The 17,391-nt window shown below is 72.8% G+C and carries 14 protein-coding genes; 11 read left to right on the forward strand and 3 right to left on the reverse strand.

Annotation, left to right across the window (positions count from 1 at the left end):
- Positions 1-69: 69 nt before the first annotated feature.
- Positions 70-890, forward strand: a protein-coding gene (locus V1L54_RS28920; RefSeq protein ID WP_443076829.1) for an IS5 family transposase whose coding sequence is annotated in 2 segments (ribosomal slippage) — positions 70-418 and positions 418-890 — 822 coding nt in all. Because the reading frame shifts where the segments join, the coding sequence is not laid out codon by codon here.
- Positions 891-1,256: 366 nt separating this feature from the next.
- Here V1L54_RS28920 and V1L54_RS28930 read toward each other — a convergent pair.
- Complete coding sequence (locus V1L54_RS28930; protein WP_330121133.1) at positions 1,257-2,189, reverse strand: LysR family transcriptional regulator; 933 nt, start codon at positions 2,187-2,189, stop codon at positions 1,257-1,259.
- 117 nt (positions 2,190-2,306) lie between these two features.
- Between V1L54_RS28930 and V1L54_RS28935 the strand changes: the two genes are divergently transcribed.
- From V1L54_RS28935 to V1L54_RS28970, 8 genes are all read left to right on the forward strand, one after another.
- Positions 2,307-3,152, forward strand: coding sequence for an alpha/beta hydrolase (locus V1L54_RS28935; protein WP_043375970.1), 846 nt, complete (start codon positions 2,307-2,309; stop codon positions 3,150-3,152).
- Between the two features lie 86 nt (positions 3,153-3,238).
- A complete protein-coding gene (locus V1L54_RS28940) occupies positions 3,239-4,618 on the forward strand; it encodes an MFS transporter (RefSeq protein WP_330121134.1) in 1,380 nt (459 codons plus the stop codon).
- A 526-nt stretch (positions 4,619-5,144) separates the two neighbouring features.
- Positions 5,145-6,548: a cytochrome P450 gene (locus V1L54_RS28945; protein ID WP_330121135.1), complete on the forward strand. Its 1,404-nt coding sequence runs from the start codon at positions 5,145-5,147 to the stop codon at positions 6,546-6,548.
- Positions 6,545-7,612: a terpene synthase family protein gene (locus V1L54_RS28950; RefSeq protein WP_330121136.1), complete on the forward strand. Its 1,068-nt coding sequence runs from the start codon at positions 6,545-6,547 to the stop codon at positions 7,610-7,612. Before V1L54_RS28945 ends, V1L54_RS28950 begins: the two co-directional genes overlap by 4 nt.
- The gene (locus V1L54_RS28955) at positions 7,609-8,697 is read left to right on the forward strand and encodes a polyprenyl synthetase family protein (RefSeq protein ID WP_330121137.1); all 1,089 of its coding nucleotides are present in this window, start codon (positions 7,609-7,611) and stop codon (positions 8,695-8,697) included. The genes V1L54_RS28950 and V1L54_RS28955 overlap by 4 nt, the downstream gene beginning before the upstream one ends.
- A 112-nt stretch (positions 8,698-8,809) precedes the next feature.
- Positions 8,810-10,252, forward strand: coding sequence for a cytochrome P450 (locus V1L54_RS28960; protein ID WP_330121138.1), 1,443 nt, complete (start codon positions 8,810-8,812; stop codon positions 10,250-10,252).
- Positions 10,249-12,870, forward strand: coding sequence for an aminotransferase class III-fold pyridoxal phosphate-dependent enzyme (locus V1L54_RS28965; protein ID WP_330121139.1), 2,622 nt, complete (start codon positions 10,249-10,251; stop codon positions 12,868-12,870). The genes V1L54_RS28960 and V1L54_RS28965 overlap by 4 nt, the downstream gene beginning before the upstream one ends.
- 102 nt (positions 12,871-12,972) lie before the next feature.
- Positions 12,973-13,854 (forward strand): SAM-dependent methyltransferase, encoded by an 882-nt coding sequence (locus V1L54_RS28970; RefSeq protein ID WP_330121140.1) that lies wholly within the window; start codon positions 12,973-12,975, stop codon positions 13,852-13,854.
- Positions 13,855-14,007: 153 nt separating this feature from the next.
- Here V1L54_RS28970 and V1L54_RS28975 read toward each other — a convergent pair whose 3' ends face one another.
- Positions 14,008-14,718, reverse strand: coding sequence for a DJ-1/PfpI family protein (locus V1L54_RS28975; protein WP_330121141.1), 711 nt, complete (start codon positions 14,716-14,718; stop codon positions 14,008-14,010).
- Between the two features lie 151 nt (positions 14,719-14,869).
- Here V1L54_RS28975 and V1L54_RS28980 point away from each other — a divergent pair, with 151 nt between their 5' ends.
- Entirely contained in the window at positions 14,870-15,838 is a 969-nt protein-coding gene (locus tag V1L54_RS28980) for a GlxA family transcriptional regulator (protein ID WP_330121142.1), read from the forward strand.
- Between the two features lie 13 nt (positions 15,839-15,851).
- Here V1L54_RS28980 and V1L54_RS28985 read toward each other — a convergent pair whose 3' ends face one another.
- Entirely contained in the window at positions 15,852-17,093 is a 1,242-nt protein-coding gene (locus tag V1L54_RS28985) for an MFS transporter (protein WP_330121143.1), read from the reverse strand.
- A 154-nt stretch (positions 17,094-17,247) separates the two neighbouring features.
- On the opposite strand from V1L54_RS28985, the gene V1L54_RS28990 reads away from it, so the two are divergent.
- Positions 17,248-17,391: transposase (locus V1L54_RS28990; protein WP_330121145.1), on the forward strand; the 144-nt coding region annotated here is incomplete at its 3' end.

The raw sequence follows: 17,391 nt of genomic DNA on the forward strand, positions 1-17,391 counted from the left end.
ACTGATCGTTTCAGAATGAGTTGAGCTGTGGTCTTGCGCTTGGCGATCTTGATCGGCAGAGTGGCCGGGGTGCCTGCTGATCTTGTTCCTGATGACCTGTGGGAGCGAGTGGCGCCGTTGTTGCCGCCCGCTCCCGAGCGGCGCCGCCGTCACCCTGGACGGCTGCGTGTTCCCAACCGGGCCGCACTCGCCGGCGTCATGTACGTACTGCGGACCGGTGTCGCCTGGCGTGATGTCCCCGCGGAGACCGTGGGCTGCTCCGGGGTGACGGCCTGGCGTCGGCTGCGGGACTGGACCGAGGCCGGCGTCTGGCCGCGCCTGCACGCAGTCCTGCTGACCGAGCTGCGCCGCGCCGGCCTGTTGGATCTTGAGCACTGCGCTGTTGACGGCTCGCATGTCCAGGCCCTGAAAGGGGGGATCACGTCGGCCCCTCGCCAGTCGACCGCGCCCGTCCCGGTTCCAAGCACCACTTGATAGTCGACCGGCACGGAACCCCGCTCGCCGTCACGCTCACCGGCGGCAACCGGCACGATGTCACCCAGCTGCTGCCGCTGCTCGACGCGGTTCCGCCGATCAGGGGGCTGCGAGGACGGCCCCGCCGCAAGCCGCGGTACCTGTATGCCGACCGGGGCTACGACTTCGACAAGTATCGCCGCCTGCTGTGGAAGCGTGGCATCAAGCCCATGATCGCCCGACGTGGTGTCGCCCACGGCTCAGGGCTCGGCAAAGTCCGTTGGGTGGTGGAACGGTCCTTCGCCTGGCTGCATCAGTTCAAACGACTCCGGATCCGCTACGAACGACGCGCCGACCTCCATCAGGGCCTGCTCGAACTGGCCTGCAGCCTCATATGCCTCCGCCGCCTACGCACTTCATTCTGTCATGATCATTAAAGGGCCACGTGCTGCGGACCGGTGTCGCATGCTGGGTGAACTACGCCGTCGACCGCCACGGCACACCGCTCGCCGTCACGCTCACCGGCAACAACCGCCGCGACAGCGCCCAACTCCTGCCACTGCTGGACGCGGTCACACCGATCCGGGGACTTCGCGGACGCCCCCGGCGCAAGCCCCGACGCCTGGATGCCCCGTCAGGTCTGCGCTCAGCCTCTTCGGTGACTGCGGCCAGGGGCGCCGGTGCCGGGCGTGCGGGCCGACGCAACGTTCTGAGACTCGCTCGTGTACGCCGTGCGCCTCACGCCGAGGCCGACCCGTGCCGGAAGGCCGGACACGCGCATGCGAAGGGATGACCGGCTCGAATCAAGTGTGGGGCCGGAGCCGGTCGTTGAGTGCGGCACCGACGTCGGGGCAGTTCTTCCGGATGGTGTCGAGGAAGGCGCGCAGCACCGGGGAGTGATCGCGGGCCGCGAAGGACAGGACGAGATCGGGCAGGGGCGTGCGCGGGGTCACTTCACAGAACCGCACTCCCGGACGCGGGACCGCCTTCATGCGGGACGGTCCCAGGCCGACGCCCACACCCGAGGCGGCGAGGCCGATGATCGTGTGCACGTCCCTCGCGACGGTCGCGCCACCGAGAGCCGATGAGTCCGTACCCAGCAGGGTGCGCAGTCCGGCGACTACAGCGGGCTCGTCCTCGCCGGGCGACACGATCAGCGCCTGTCGCCGCAACTGGTCGGCACTTACCGACTGTTGACCTGCGTACGGGTGCACCGTACTTACCACAGCGATCACGTGGTCGCGTCCGACCGGGACGGACACGAGATGCTCGGCTCCGGCACCCCGTGGCGGGCCGAGGGTGAGGGCCACGTCCAGCTCCCCTGCGACGAGAGCTGAGCTGCTGCGGCTGGTCGCCATCTCGTGCAGTTCCAGTCTCACGTCGGGCCGTTCACGGCCGAACCGGCTCAGGACGCCCGGCAGCGGGTCGAGCAGTGCCGAGGCGATGAAGCCGAGGCGCAGACGTCCCGTCTCGCCGCGCGCGGCCCGGCCTGCGTCGGCCGTGGCCGCCGCGATCTCGTCGAGCGCCCGGCGTGCCCGCGCGAGGAACGCCTCACCGGCAGCGGTCGGGAACACCCCCTGACGTGTGCGGTCAAACAGCCGGGCCCCGACCTCGCGCTCCAGGTCGGCGATCTGCTTGGACAGCGGCGGCTGCGCAATGCCCAGCTCGCCGGCCGCCCGGCCGAAGTGTTCGTGCTCGGCGAGAGCAACCGCGTACCGCAGGTGTCGCGCTTCCATGACCCGCCCTTCGTCCCATCGAACCCGTCGGCCGCGGGCGATACCTCCAAGATATTGCCATGCCACTTACCAAATCTATGAATGGATGGCGCTGTGGTTCCTGTCTGGAATGGAGCCATGAAGTACGTATCTCTGACCGACACCGTCTTCGTTTTCGTGCACGGCGCCTGGCACAGCTCCGGACAGTGGGCAGCGACGCAGCGCGCGCTGGCCGGACTGGGCGCTGCGAGCGTGGCCGTCGACATGCCGGGGCACGGCTTCGATGCACCCCTGCCCACCGGATACCTGCTGCCCGGCCAGCCGGGCCTGATGACCGAGAAGTCACAGCTCGCCACCCTGACGATGGACGACTGCGCCGAGGCAGTACTGAGCGTCCTGCACCAGGTGCGTCACCATCGCACTGTCGTGCTCGTCGCGCACAGCGCGGGCGGCGGTCCCGCGTCCCTGGCCGCGGAGCGGGCGCCGGAGCTGGTGGACCGGATCGTCTACCTGTCCGCGTTCGTCCCGGGCGGGCGGCCGCGGTTCTTCGACTATCTGGGCTCAGCCGAGAACGCCACCGCGCTGGGCCAGAACCTGAACCTCGGCGACCCCGAGGCCCTGGGCGCCGTACGGATCAATCCGCTCTCATCGGATCCCGCCTACCTCGACGAACTGCGGGAAACTCACTACCACGACACCCCCCTGGACCGCTTTGACCGGTGGCGGTCCGCGCTGACCCCTGACCTGCCCCTGGCGATCCCGACGACTCCAGTCACCCTGACCGCAGCACGGTGGGGACGGATTCCACGAACTTTCCTGCGCTGCGCCGAGGACCGGGCGCTGGCACCGGCCGCACAGGACCTCATGATCACGGAAGCCGACTGGGCCTTCCCCGGTAACCCGTTCACCGTGCATACCCTGCCCGGCAGCCACAGCCCGTTCGCAGCCCGACCGGGCGAACTCGCCGCGGCCCTCGCCTCGTGAGCCGGCATCGGCCCGTGAAGGGTTCCCCGTCCCTGAGCGGGGGACGGCTCGTGGCCGGTGGCGGCGGGCGGCTCGTACTGCCGGTCGTGCTGAGCGCGACATTCGTGCAGTTGCTCAACGTCACCGTCGCGCAGATCGCCGCCCCGGCGATCCGGACCGACCTGGGTGCCGGCTCAGGTGCCGTGCAGCTGATCCTGGCCGGGTACACCCTGACCTACGCCTGCTTGCTCATCACGGCCGCGCGCCTCGGCGACCGGTACGGCTACCACCGGCTGTTCGTGCTGGGCACCGTCATCTTCATGGCCGGTTCAGTAGCGGCCGCGTGTGCTCCCGATGCCACGTTCCTCATCGCGGCCCGGCTGGTCCAGGGCGCGGGCAGCGGCTTGGTCGCCCCGCAGGTTCTGTCGATCATCCAGGTCGTCGTCCCCGCTGCCCGGCGCCCACGGGCTCTCGGCCTGTTCGGTGCCACGATGGGAGTGGCGTCGCTGGCCGGGCCGCTGATTGGCGGACTTCTCGTCGGCGCCGACCTCTTCGGTCTCGGATGGCGCTCGGTGTTCCTGGTCACGGTGCCGGTGGCACTCGTCTCGCTCACGGGCGCGACCGTACTGCCTCGCACGCGAGGCGCGGCCGGGCAGCGCGTGGACGGGGTGGGCGTGTTGCTGACCACCGTGGGCTTCGGCGCGCTGGTGCTGCCGCTCGCGCTGGGAGGGGAAGCCAGCTGGCCCTGGTGGACATGGGCCACGCTGGCCGTGTCCGTGGCCGTTCTCGGCTGCTTCGCGCTGACTCTCCCGCACCGGCCGGATCCCCTGGTGCATCCGTCGCTGTTCCGCGACCGAAGGGCGCGTGCGGGGGTGCTGCTGGTGTTCGTGTTCAACTCCGGGGTGCCGTCCTTCACGTATCTGCTGTTCCTGCATCTACAGTCGGCCATCGGGTATCACGCCCTCACGGCCGCGCTGACGTCGGCTCCCTTCGCGGCCGCGGCCGTGCTGGGCAGCCGTGGCGCACCCGCGCTGGCCCGCCGACACGGGTCAGCCGTGCTCACGGTCTCGGCGCTGGTATTGGCGGGGACGGCCCTGGCTCTCGCGCCGCTCATCGGCACGGCGGCCGGACGCTGGGCGGCGTTGCCGGTCCTGGCTCTCGGCGGCGCCGCCTTCGGCTCGTTCACCGCTTCGGTGTTCGCTTTGGTGCTGGCGAGGGTGGCCGGCTCCGCGGCCGGTTCTGTGTCCGGGCTGTTGCCCACGGCTCAGCAGCTGGGCGGGTCGATCGGGGTGGCTGCGGCGGGGCTCGTCTACTTCGCACCCGCCGCCGGCCCGGACGCCGCGTTTCGGCACGCCATGATCTACGAGGCCGCCGTCTTCGCCGTCACCGCGCTGATCAGCCTTCGGATGCGCGATCGGAACCGACCAGCCGCGCCACGGGCAGATGCGGCGCGTGCTGCGGGGATGTTCGAAACACCTGGATCGTGAGCCCGGCGAAGCGCCGGGATGCGAGGCAGCAGATTCGCAAGCCCAGACGCCGGCCGGCCTGCGGCCTCATCTACCTCCACCGTCTGCGAACCTCATTCTGAAACGATCAGTAAGCCCTCGGCCCCGCGGGACAGTCCGCGTCGGGCCTTCTTCAGCCGCCTCCCCGCCCGGTGAGCCGTGGCCCCCGGCCGGAAGAGCCCGGCCGCGCCCCCCTTTCCGGTCCGCCGCCCCCTCCTCCGCCGCATCCGTACCGGCCCGTGGCGCCCGGTCTCGCACGTCCTCCCGCCACCCCGGTGGACCGCCCCCCGCCGACGGGCGGTACGGATGCGGCGGAGGTGATTGAACCGTCTACCGCTCTCCGCCGTTCCCCGGGTGGGACGAGCCGGTCGTCCGGTGTTCCGCACACCGATCCGCCCCTCCGGCACCGCGGCCTCCGCGGTCCGGCCGTCTCGCAGCACGACTGTTCGACCCTGTTCAGCACGGCCCGCACGCTCTGTTCAGCACGGCTCGCACAGTGGAGGACTGCATGACGTTGGACCTGTCACAGGACAGGAACGGTGGACCACCGGCCCCGGCAACCGAGGTGCCCGCCATCCGGCTCCCCCAGCGGCTCAGGGAGGGAGTCAGCTTCCGCCGGGACCAGTTGGGGTTCCTGCGGTGGGCGGCACGGACCCAGGGCGACATCTTCAGGTTCCGCGTCTACGGAATCCCCATGATCATGCTCAACCACCCCGACCACATCTACCGGGTGCTGGTGGGGGCAAGGGCCAACTACGACAAGGACGCCCTGCTGTACCGGCTCGTACGGCCCGTCCTGCGCGACGGCCTGATCGGCAGCCCGGGCGGTGAGCACTGGCAGCGCCAGCGCAGACTGATCCAGCCCACCATGCGGCCGGCCGTCGTCGCGAAGTTCGCCCGGAACATGACCGAGGAGACCGCCGGGATGCTGGACCGCTGGGACCGGGGGTTACGGCCCGGCGAGGTGGTGGACGTGCACGGGGAGTTCGGCGAACTGGCCCTGCGGATCGTCAACCGCTCGCTGTTCAGCGCGCAGGTGGGTTCCGCCGCACGGGAGTTCGCCGCGGCGTTCACCGAGGCCAACGCACTGCTGGGCCGGTTCTTCACCTTCCCCTTCCCTCCGCTGTCCGTCCCCACCCCCTCCCATCTGAGACTGCGCCGGGCCATCTCCCGGATGGACGGCTTCGTCTCGTCCTTCATCCGGGAGCGCGCCGCCGGGCCGGGTGAGCCGGGTGAGGAGGTGGACCTCCTCACCCTCCTGATGAACGCCGTCGACGAGAAGGACGGCACCTCGATGGCGGCGGAACAGCTCCACCACGAGGTGCTGAACCTGGTCATCGGCGCCTACGAGACCACCACCAACGCCCTGGCCTGGATCTTCTACCTGCTGGCCGCCCACCCGGAGGTGGAGCGGCGGCTGCACGAGGAGATCGACGGCGTGCTCGGCGGGCGGACGGCCACCTTCGAGGACATGGCCGACACCCCCTACGCCCGCTCCGTCGTGGACGAGACGCTGCGGCTGTACTCACCGGCGTGGCAGTTCATGAGACGCGCGCGGGAGGAGGACACGATCGGCGGCCACCGCGTCCCCGCCCGGTCGAACATCTACCTGAACAGCTATCTGCTGCACCGGCACCCGGACCTGTGGGACGACCCGGAGTCCTTCGACCCCGACCGCTTCACCCCGGAGCGCTCCAAGGGCCGGCACCGCCACGCGTACATGCCCTTCGGCGGCGGTGAACGGATATGCGTCGGCCAGCACTTCGCGCTCACCGAGCTCCATCTGGTCCTGATCACCGTCGCGCGGCGCTACCGGTTCCGGCTGCCTGCCGGGCGGCCCCCGGTACGGCCGCTGCCCCTGATCACCCTCCATCCCGAGGGCGGCGTCCACCTGGAGGTGCGGCCGCGGTGAACACCACTCCCGAGACCGGGACCCCGCTGGTCCCCCGGCCGGGCGGCCCCGGCGGGCGGCCCGCGATCCACTGCCCCTTCCCCTCCCGGATCAGTCCGCACGCCGACCGCGCCGAGGCCCACCTCGACGACTGGGTGCGGCGGTTCCAGGTGGTCGGCACGGCCGTGGCCCGCGAACGGTTCGCCCGCGCCGGGTTCGGCCGTTTCGCGGCCCTGACCTATCCGGCCGCCGACCGGAAACGCCTGGAACTGATCGCCGACTGGTTCGGCTGGCTCTTCCTCGTCGACGACCAGCTCGACGACGGCCGGGTGGGCCGTGACCTGGACAGCGCGCGCCGGTCGATGGACGTGCTGCTGGGCGTGCTGGACGGGGACGGACCGGCCGGCGAGCGGGGCGGGCAGCCGCCACTGGTGTGGGCGCTGCGGGACCTGTGGCACCGCACCGCACCGCATGCCGGCCCGGCCTGGCGGCGGCGCTTCACCGGCCACCTCACCGCCTGTCTGGACGCCGCCTGCTGGGAGGCGGCCAACCGGGTCGCGGGCGTCGTCCCCGGCGAGGCCGAGTACATCGAGCAGCGGCGGCACACCGGGGCCATCTACGTGTGCATGGACCTCATCGACATCGTCGCGGAGAACGACCTGCCCGAGTCCGTCCATGCGAGCGGGCCGTTCCAGGCCGCCCTGCGGGCCGCCAGCGACGTGGTCGTGTGGACCAACGACTGGTACTCCCTGGGCAAGGAGACCGCGCTGGGCGAGTACCACAACCTGGTGCGCGTCGTGGAGCACGCCCGGGGGCTGACCCCCCGGGAGGCACTGGACCACACCGCCGCCGCCATCGGCGAGGAGACCCGGCGCTATCTGTGCCTGCGGGAGGAGCTGTTCGACCGCTTCCCCGGGCACCGCGCGGCCCTGGCCGAGTACACCGCGGGCATGGAGTCGTGGATGCGCGGCAATCTCGACTGGTCGATGCGGACCCGGCGCTATCTGGAGCGCGAGCACGACGGCGATCCGGCCTATCTGGAGGCGACGCTGGCACCGGCGGACGGCGGGGAGGTGCTGCCGTGACGGACACCACCGAGTTCACCGGCGCCACCCGCGCCCGCAGCGGCACAGGAACCGGCGGTGACGGCGGCGGTGACGGAGCGGTCCCGCGCGCGATCACCCGCGCGCGGGAACTGGTCGCCCCCGCCCTGCTGGACCGCATCGCCGTGCTGGGGCCGGAGATGTCCGTGCTGTGCGGATACCAGATGGGCCTGTGCGACGCCGCGGGCGTGCCCACCGGAAGCTGCGCCGGGAAGCTGGTGCGTCCCGCCCTGTCGCTGGCCACCGCCGCCGCCCTCGGCGCGCGGCCCGAGGCGGCGCTGCCCGGCGCCGTCGCCGTCGAGCTGGTCCACAACTTCACCCTGCTGCACGACGACGTGATGGACGGCGACCGCACCCGGCGCCACCGCCCGACCGCCTGGGTGCGGTTCGGTGTCCCGCTGACCGTGCTGGCCGGGGACGGTCTGCTCGGTCTGGCCTTCGAGGTCCTCGGGACGCTCCCCGCCCCGCAGTCGGCGGCCGCCGCCGCGGACCTGGCCCGGACACTGCGGCTGCTGTGCCTGGGACAGAGCGACGACCTGACCGCCGCCGGCCGCGGGGCGATCGGCACCGACGCGTGCCTGCGGACGCTGGAGGCCAAGACGGGCGCCCTCATGGGGTGGGCGTGCCGGGTGGGGGCCGCGCTCGTGCCCGGACCGGCCGACCGGCAGGAGGCCTTCGAGCGGTTCGGCTCCCAGCTGGGACTCGCCTTCCAGATCCAGGACGACCTCCTCGGCATCTGGGGCCTGCCGGCCGACACCGGCAAGCCGGTCCTCGCCGACCTGCGGGCGCGCAAGATGACCGCGCCCGTGGTCGCCGCACTGGCCTCGGGCACCGCCCCGGCCCGCCGGCTGGCCGGCCTCTACGCACGTCCCGGCCTGCTGTCCGAGGAGGATGCGCGGCTGGCCGCGGACCTGGTGGAGGAGGCGGGAGGGCGCGACTGGGCCCTGGACGCGGCCCGGCGGTGGCACGCCCGCGCCTGGGAGAACCTGGACGCGCTGCGGCTGCCCGCCCGCGGTCTGGCCGATCTGAGGGAGCTCACCGGCTTCCTCTCCCGCTGCCCGGCATAGCGCCCGGCTGTCCGCTCCCCGGCGGCCCCGCCCGGCGAGGGGCGGGGCCGCCGGGGGGTGCCGACCGCAAGACGACGCGAGACCACGCGAGACGACAGGAGAGGTGAGTGCCATGCCCGCACCATCGGCCCCGCGGCAGGCGCACGGATCCGGGACGCCGAGGAGAGTGCCGTCGGTACGGTCCGGCCGGCGGGGGGAATCCGGCCGGGTCAGCTTCCGCAGCGACCAGCTGCGCTTCCTGCGGGAGGCCGCCGCCGAGCACGGCGACGTCTTCGGCTTCCGGCTCTTCGGGATGCCGGTGATCGTCCTGAACAACCCCGACCACATCCACCAGGTGCTGGTGGGGCAGCGGCACAAGTACGACAAAGAAGTGCTGATGTACAAGATGGTCCGTCCCGTGCTCCGCAACGGCCTGATCCCCAACCCCGGCGGTGAGCCGTACCGGCGGCAGCGCCGCATGATGCAGCCGGCCTTCCGGCCCGCGGTGGCGGCCCGGTTCGCCGAGGGCATGACCGACGAGACCGCCCGGATGCTGGACGGCTGGCGCGACGCCTACCGCTCCGGCGAAGTGGCCGATCTGAGCCGGGAGTTCGGCGAACTCACCCTGCGCATCACCACCCGGACCCTGTTCAGCGCCCAGGTCGGCGAGACCGCGCGGCGGTTCGCCGAGGCGTTCACCGAGGCCAACGACATCCTGGGGCGCTTCTTCCGGTTCCCCTTCCCGCCGCTGTCCGTGCCCACCCCGTCCCATCTGCGGTTGCGCCGCGCGATCCGGCGCATGGACGCGTGCGTCTCCTCGTTCATCGCCGACAGCGCCGAGAACCCCGAGAACGAGCGCGGCGGCACGGACCTGCTGGGCATCCTCATGAACGCCGTCGACGAGGAGGACGGCCGGGGGATGGACCTGCGCCAGCTCCACCACGAGGTGCTCAACATCGTCGTGGGCGCCTACGAGACCACCACCAACGCGATGGCGTGGACCTTCCAGGTGCTGGCCGCCCGCCCGGACGTCGAGTCCCGGCTGCACGAGGAGCTGGACCGGGTGCTGGGCGGACGGCCGCCGGGCTTCGAGGACCTGCGGCGCACGCCCTACGCCCGCCGCGTCGTCGACGAGGTCCTGCGGATGTACTCGCCCGCCTGGCAGTTCATGCGCCGGGCCCGCGAGGAGGACTCCGTCGGCGGCTACCGCATCCCGGCCGGGGCCAACATCTACCTCAACACCTACCTCCTGCACCGCCACCCCGGCTACTGGGAGGATCCCGACCGCTTCGACCCCGACCGCTTCACCCCGGAGCGGTCCGACGGGCGGCACCGCCACGCGTACCTGCCCTTCGGGGCGGGCGAGCGCATCTGCATCGGACAGCACTTCGCCCTGGTGGAGCTCCAGCTCGTGCTGATGACCATCGCCCAGCGCTACCGCTTCACGATCCCGCCGGGGCAGCCACCGGTGCTGCCCCGGCCCCTGACCACGCTGCAGCCCGGCGGCGGCGTCCATCTGGAGGTCCGGCCCCGGTCCGCGGCGGGTGCGGCGGTACCGGAAGGCGGCGGGCGATGACTGCGGGACCGCTCCACAAGGAGCCCTCCGCCCCGCCGGGCACCGCTGTCCGGGACCGGGAGCAGGAGCAGGAGCGGGGCCGCCGCCTCGGCCGCCTGCTCAGACGGCTGTGCGTCCTCATGGGCCCGATGTGGACGAAGTTCGGACAGATCCTCTCCACCCGATCCGACCTCCTCCCCGCCGGCGCCGTGGCGGAGCTGCGCGTCCTGCAGGACAGCGGGCGGACGATGTCCGGCAGGAGTGTCGTACGGCTGCTGGAGCGGCGGTACGGCAGGCCGCTGGAGGAGGTGTTCGCCTCCTTCGACACCACTCCCCTGGCGAGCGCCTCCATAGCCCAGGTGCACTGCGCGGTCCTGCCCGACGGCACCCGGGTGGCGGTGAAGGTGGTCAGGCGCGGCGTCCGCACCTCCCTGCGGGTGAACCTGTTCCTGCTGACCGCCCTGGTGGGCACCGCGCACCTGCTGCTGCCGCCGCTGCGCGGCACGCGGCTGCCCGAGCGGATCGCGGAGATCGCCCGGCTGCTCCGCGAACAGCTCAGCATGGCGGGGGAGCTGGCCAACATGACCGCGGTCGCGGAGAACTTCGCGGGCCATCCCTTCGTGGTGGTACCGCGTCCCTTCCCCGAACTGAGCGACGACCGGGTGCTGGTCATGGAGTTCGTGGAGGGCCTGAAGGGAACCGAGTACGACTCGGTGGACCTGCCCCGCAAGGACCTCGCCCGGCGGCTGCAGGAGATCCTGCTGACGATGCTCTACCTCGACGGCGTCTGCCACGGCGACATGCACCCGGGGAACGTGCTGCTCACCCGGGACGGCCGCTTCGTACTGATCGACTTCGGCATCACCGCCTACTACACCGAGGCCGAGAAGTGGGGTCTGGCCTCGTTCAACAGCGCGGCCACCGGGCACCGGTGGAACCTGGCGGTCCGGCGGTTCACCGAGTACTTCGTCGACGCCCCCCGCGGCTCCTCGCGCGCCCGCCTGCTGGCCGACCCCGGTTACGTCCGCGAGCTGGAGGAGGTCTTCACCCACCACTTCAAGACGGTGTCCGACCAGTGGTCGGGGGCGGCCTTCTTCCGGGACGTCAACGAGGTCCTGCGGCGCCACGGCGCCTCCTACACCCCCGCCTACACCAAGGGGGAGCTGGCGATGCTGTCCTGCGAGGGCTACATGGCCCAGATCGATCCGGAGCTGGACATCTGGGAGAACACCCGCCGGTTCGCCGACCGCTACTCGCCGTTCGTCGAGGGCGAGCTGAAGGAGCGGTTCGACGCGCACTTCAGCAGGACCACGCCCGCCTCACTGGCCCTGCGCGAGCGGGCCGCGCGCTCCCTGGTCGCCCCGACCCATCTGGACCGGTACTTCTTCCCCAGTGCCTACCCCCTGTTCGTCGCCGAGGGCCACGGCTCCCGGCTGACCGACGTCGACGGGAACGGCTACATCGACCTGGGCGGCGGGGGCGGTCCCCTCATCCTGGGCCGCGGGCACCCCGTCGTGCAGAAGGCCCTCCACGAGGCCGCGGCGACCTGCAACATCAACGCCCTGGGCCACGAGGCCGAGGTGGAGCTGGCCGAGCTGCTGGTCGGCGCCTTCCCCGCGGCGGAGCGCGCGGTGTTCGCCAACTCCGGTACCGAGGCGGCGCTGCAGGCCGTCCGGCTGTGCCGGGTGCGCCGCCCCGGAGCACGGCTGATCGCGAAGTTCGAGGGCCACTTCCACGGCTTCTCCGACCAGGCGATGGTCAGCTCCTGGTTCCGGGTGGCGGGGCCGAGGCACGCCCCCGAACCGATCGCCGGTTCCCCGGGGACGGCCGGGACGGTGGTGCGCGACACGCTGGTCCTGCAGTTCGGTCATCCGCGCAGCCTGGAGGTCCTGCGCCGCCGCGCCGGCGAGGTGGCCGGAGTCCTGGTGGAGCCGATGCCGACCACGGCGGGCGGCATCGACCGGGAGTATCTGGCGGCCCTGCGCGAACTGTGCACCGAACTGGACCTGCCCCTGGTCTTCGACGAGGTGGTCACCGGCTTCCGCGTCGCGTACGGGGGTGTGCAGACCCTGACGGGCATCGCCCCGGACCTGACCGTACTGGGCAAGATCATCGGTGGTGGGCTGCCGTGCGGGGCGGTCGTCGGCACCGCGGAGCTGGTCGAGTACGGCCGGTCCACCGGCGACCCGTTCCGCGACGCCGAGGAACGCGCCTTCCTGGGCGGCACCATGAGCGGCAACCACCTCAGTTGCCGCGTCGGACTCGCCGTGCTGGACCATCTGCGGCGGAACCCGGACCTGTACGCCGGGCTGGAACGGCGCACCGCGGCGCTGGCGGACGGGCTGCGCTCCGTCGCGGCCGACCACGGGGCACCCATGCGGCTGAAGGCCGCCCACTCGGTGTTCTCCCTGGCCTTCACGCACAAGAGGCTCACGTACTTCCGCGACAGCCTGCACGGGGTGGACTTCCGGGCGACCGCCGCCCTTGCCCACTGGATGCGCACCCACGGCGTCTACCTGCCGGAACTGCACGCCTTCCTGATCTCCGCGGTGCACACGGACGAGGACGTCGAGCAGGTCGTCGCCGCCTTCGACCGCTCGCTCGGGGAGATGACGCGGGCGGGTCTGTTCGTCTCCTGACCGGCTCCGCGCTCCCCCTCCCCTCCCCTGCCCCTCCCCCTTCTCTCCCTTTCCACGGCTGCCCCCGGCCGCCGGGCCGGTGCCGAAGCAACGAGGAGTCCCATGACCGACCACACCGGTACCGCCGTCCCGTCCGCACCCACACCGACACCGGCCGACGTCGGCCGGCTGTACGACCGGAGCACCGGCGTCGTCGACAGCGCGGCGAACGGCAACATCCACTCCGGCTACTGGGAGGACGACACCGACCGCAGCTCCCTGACCGAGGCCACGGACCGGCTCACCGACCTGGTGGCGGACCGGCTCGCCACCTCCCCCGGCGAGCGTCTGCTGGACGTGGGCTGCGGAACCGGCCGCCCCGCCCTGCGCGTCGCCGCCGCACGGGGGGTCCTCGTCGAGGGGATCTCCGTCAGCCGGGAGGAGGTCGAGGCGGCCCGGGCGCAAGCCGGGGAGTGCGGGCTGGCGGACCGGGTCGCCTTCGCTCACGCGGACGTCATGGAACTGCCCTTCGCGGACGGGTCCTTCGACGGTGCCTGGGCGATCGAGTCCCTGATGCACATGTCCGACCGGGCCGGCGCCCTGTCCCGGGTCGCCCGGACACTGCGGCCGGGCGGGCGGCTGGTCGTCGCCGACGTCCTGCTGCGGCGGCCGGTGACCGGGGAGGTCAAGGAGTTCGTCGACCGCATGTGCCTGGCCTTCCAGGCCCCCTGGCTGCCGGGCCCCGGGGAGTACCGGGAGGCCGTACGGCGGGCGGGGCTGGAGCTGCTGGAGTTCTCGGACATCGGCGAGCACGTGCGGCGCACCTACCGGGAGTTCGCCGCGGCCCTGGGCGAGGCCGGGGCGCACGGCGGGGACGGCCCGGACGGCGGGGCCGGCGGGAAGGCAGAGGGCGACATCGTCGGCTCGGCCGACGCCCTGCCGCGCTTCGGGGAACTGCCGGAGATCGGCTACGTGCTGCTGGTCGCACGGCGGCCGGTGCGCTGACCGCCCCCGGCCGCGCCTCCTCCGGACCCGGCTGAACACGGCGGTCCGCCGCCCCGTACTACCGGCCGGCGGGCCGACCGCCGGCTCCTCCGCGCCGGCAGTGCCGGCCGCCGACGGCGGCGGAGCGGGCGGGCCGGGCCGGGCCGGGCCGGGTCAGCGGCTCCAGACGGTGCCGCGGGCCTGGTACTCCAGCATGGTCTCCACCTCGGTCGCGGCGTCCGGCCCGGCCTCCCGCTTCACCAGCCACAGGGCCAGGTCCAGTCCCGAGGTGATGCCCCCGGCGGTGACCACGTCACCGTCGTCGACCACCCGGGCGTTCTTGAACACCCCGCCCCGGGCCTCCAGTTCGGCCCGCGCCCGGTGGTGCGTGGTGCAGGGGCGGCCCCGGACGAGCCCGGCCTCCGCCAGGAGGATCGCGCCCGTGCACACCGAGGCGATCGTCAGCCCGCGGCGCGGCGCGGCGGCCAGGACGCGGGGCAGGACGCCGCCGTCGATCTCGGCCCAGATCCCGGGACCGCCGCGGCGCATGGTGTCCCCGCCGGGCACGACGATCACGTCGGCGGAACGCGGCGCCCAGGTGCGCCCCACTTCGATCCCGGTGCCGTGCGCCGCCCTCACCAGCCGGGGCCGGCCCGTGGTGACGTAGGAGACCTCCACCCCGTGCTCGCTGTGCGTCCGGGCCAGGGAGAAGACCTCGTGGGGCGCGATGAAGTCCAGTTCGTCCGCCCCGTCGAACACCACGACGTGGACCCGCAGCGGCCCGGTGCGCGGCGCGGCCGCCGCGGTGCCCGCTCCGGCCAGTTGCCCGGCCGGCGCGCCGGTGCCCAGCGCGGCCGCGCCGAGAAGAACGTTCCTGCGTTCCATGTGCCCTCCGCTCGTCCTCCGGGCAGGCCCGGAGATTCCTTGGTCGCTCCGACCGATCCGATGGCTCTCCGCCGCGCGGATGCGGCCAGCGTGGCAGCCCTCGCAGGCCGGAAACAGCCGTCCCGATGACCGGCTGCGCTAGTTTCTGGCCATGCACGTGGTGGCCGTGCCGGCGCTGCGGGGGGGGGCGGTCGGCTTCGATCTCACGACGGTCTGCCAGGTCTTCGCCTCGGTCCGGCTGCCCGACGGTTCGGCGCCCTACGAGGTGCGGGTCTGCGCCGACGCGCCGGTCACCACCACGGCCATGGGCATGCCCTGCTTCGAGCTGACCCCGACTCACCCGCTGGCGGCGGTGCTGGACGCGGACACGGTGGTGGTGCCCGGTGTCGCCGGGCCGGACGCCGTCCCGGAGCCGGAGGTGGTGGCCCTGCTGCGGAAGGCCGCGGCCGCCGGGCGCCGGGTGGCCTCCATCTGCACGGGCGCCTTCCTGCTGGCCGAGGCGGGACTGCTGGACGGGGCCGAGGCCACCACGCACTGGCTGGCGGCGGACCGGCTGGCGCAGGCGTATCCCGAGGTGCGGGTCCGGCCGGCCGTGCTGTTCGTGGACAACGGCCGGGTGCTCACCTCCGCCGGGGTGGCCGCCGGGCTGGACCTGTGCCTGCACCTGGTCAGCCGGGACCACGGCGCCGCCGTGGCGGCCCGCGCCGCCCGCGCCCTCGTCGTGCCGCTGCGGCGCGAAGGGGGGCAGGCGCAGTTCGTCTCCCATCCCGCGCCCGGTGCCGCGGCCGGGCCGGCCGGACTGCAGGCCACCCTGGAGTGGCTGCACCGCAACCTGCACCGCACGCTGACCCTCGCCGACATCGCCGGCCGCGCCGGGCTGAGCGTACGGAGCCTCAACCGCCACTTCCGGGCGCAGACCGGGACGACCCCGCTGCGGTGGCTGCTGTGGGCCAGGGTGGAGCGGGCCCGTGAGCTGCTGGAGACCACCGACCTGCCCGTCGAGCACGTCGCCCGCCGGTGCGGCTTCGGTACGGCCGTGTCGATGCGGGCGCACTTCCACCGCCGGCTGGGGACGAGTCCGGTCGCGTACCGCAGGACGTTCCGCGCCCCGGTTCCGTGAGTCGCCCGCCGGCCTACTCCACGACCCGGCCCGCCAGCAGGGCCGCCGCCAGCGCCGCGGCGACCAGGGACAGCAGGGCGATCCGCAGATCCCACACCCCGGCGAGCAGGCCGACGAGCGGGCCCGCCAGCAGCAGCCCCGGCCACTGGCCGATGACCGCCACGGACACCCCCTCCCCGGCCGAGAGGCCGGGCTGCCTGCCCGCCAGCGCGAAGACGGTCGGCAGGACGCAGGCGGTGCCCACCCCGAAGACGGCGAAACCGGCCAGGGCCACCGCCGGGTGCGGCCACACCAGCGCGGCGCCCATCCCGGCGGCGGCGGTCAGCAGCGACACCCGCAGCAGCAGCCGGTGGCCCAGCCGCCCCGTCAGCCGGTCGCCCACCAGCCGGGTGAAGGCCGCGGTGGCGGTGAGGCCGGTGTAGATCGCGGCGGCGACGGCCTCCCCGGTCCCCAGGAAGTCGGCGGCGTAGATGGCGCTCCACTGGCCCGCCGCGCCCTCGGCGAAGGAGTCCAGGAACGCGATGGCGGCCAGCAGGGCGAGCTGCGGGGTGAGCCGGCGCCGCAGCCGGGCCGCCAGCCTTTCCTCCCCCTGTTCCCGCCGCGGCCGGCCGGTGTCATCGGTGTCCTCCTCGCCCCCGGTCTCCTCCGGCAGCCAGCGGCCCGACACCGCCAGCAGGCTGCCCAGCAGCAGGCTCACGGCGGCCATCTGGGTGCCCGGCGGTACGCCCGCCGCCGCGGCGAGCGTGCCCAGCGCACCGCCGCCGAGCATGCCGAAGGCGAAGCAGGCGTGGAAGGTGGACAGCAGCGGCCGTCCGTAGCGGCGTTCGACCTCGGCCGCCTGGGCGTTCATCGGCGTGGACAGCAGGTTCGCGGCGAAGCCCCAGGTGGCCAGGGCCGCCAGGAGCACGGCCGTGGCCGAGGCCGAGCCCATCAGGGGCGCGTTCAGCAGGATCAGGACCGCGCCCGCCAGACTCAGCCGGCGCAGGCTCACCCGTCCGATCAGCACGGTGATGACGGCCAGCGCGACGAAGTCCCCGGCGACCGAGGCGGTGGTGGCCAGCCCCCAGGCCGTCTCCCCCAGCCCGACCTCGCGGCGCACCTCGGGAATGCGCGCCGACCAGCCGCCCATCGTCGCGCCCATGATGAGGAAGACCAGGCAGACCGACAGACGTGCCCGCACGGTCTCCCGTGCGGGGGGCGCCGGAAGGGTTCCTCCGTCCGGCCCGGTGGCCGCCTCGGTACCGGGCTCACCCATCAATCCTCCTAGTAAGGGGACCACCGGCTTCAGCCGGTGGGGGAATTGTTTCTCTGGCCCGCTCTGACCTCAGCGGTGTGCACGGATCCGCACTGTTCACCTCGGCCACGGCGTACCCGATCCACTAGACACACGTCGCATGTATAATCGATGCATGACCGTGACCAGGAAGGTTCGCCGGTTCTCCGGTGGCGTGTACGACCTCGGGCTCCACGTGGTGTGGTGCCCGAAGTACCGCCGTCCGGTCCTCGGCGGGCGGGTCGCGGAGCGCCTGGACGAACTGATCCGGCAGAAGGCC

Source organism: Streptomyces rubellus, from assembly GCF_036323805.1.
Taxonomy (GTDB): Bacteria; Actinomycetota; Actinomycetes; order Streptomycetales; family Streptomycetaceae; genus Streptomyces.

Bases quoted from the DNA above. Each gene is read 5' to 3' on its own strand.
- V1L54_RS28970 (WP_330121140.1), top strand. From the start codon at position 12,973: ATGACCGACCACACCGGTACCGCCGTCCCGTCCGCACCCACACCGACA.
- V1L54_RS28975 (WP_330121141.1), bottom strand. From the start codon at position 14,718: ATGGAACGCAGGAACGTTCTTCTCGGCGCGGCCGCGCTGGGCACCGGC.
- V1L54_RS28930 (WP_330121133.1), bottom strand. From the start codon at position 2,189: ATGGAAGCGCGACACCTGCGGTACGCGGTTGCTCTCGCCGAGCACGAA.
- V1L54_RS28945 (WP_330121135.1), top strand. From the start codon at position 5,145: ATGACGTTGGACCTGTCACAGGACAGGAACGGTGGACCACCGGCCCCG.
- V1L54_RS28965 (WP_330121139.1), top strand. From the start codon at position 10,249: ATGACTGCGGGACCGCTCCACAAGGAGCCCTCCGCCCCGCCGGGCACC.
- V1L54_RS28985 (WP_330121143.1), bottom strand. From the start codon at position 17,093: ATGGGTGAGCCCGGTACCGAGGCGGCCACCGGGCCGGACGGAGGAACC.
- V1L54_RS28960 (WP_330121138.1), top strand. From the start codon at position 8,810: ATGCCCGCACCATCGGCCCCGCGGCAGGCGCACGGATCCGGGACGCCG.
- V1L54_RS28980 (WP_330121142.1), top strand. From the start codon at position 14,870: ATGCACGTGGTGGCCGTGCCGGCGCTGCGGGGGGGGGCGGTCGGCTTC.
- V1L54_RS28935 (WP_043375970.1), top strand. From the start codon at position 2,307: ATGAAGTACGTATCTCTGACCGACACCGTCTTCGTTTTCGTGCACGGC.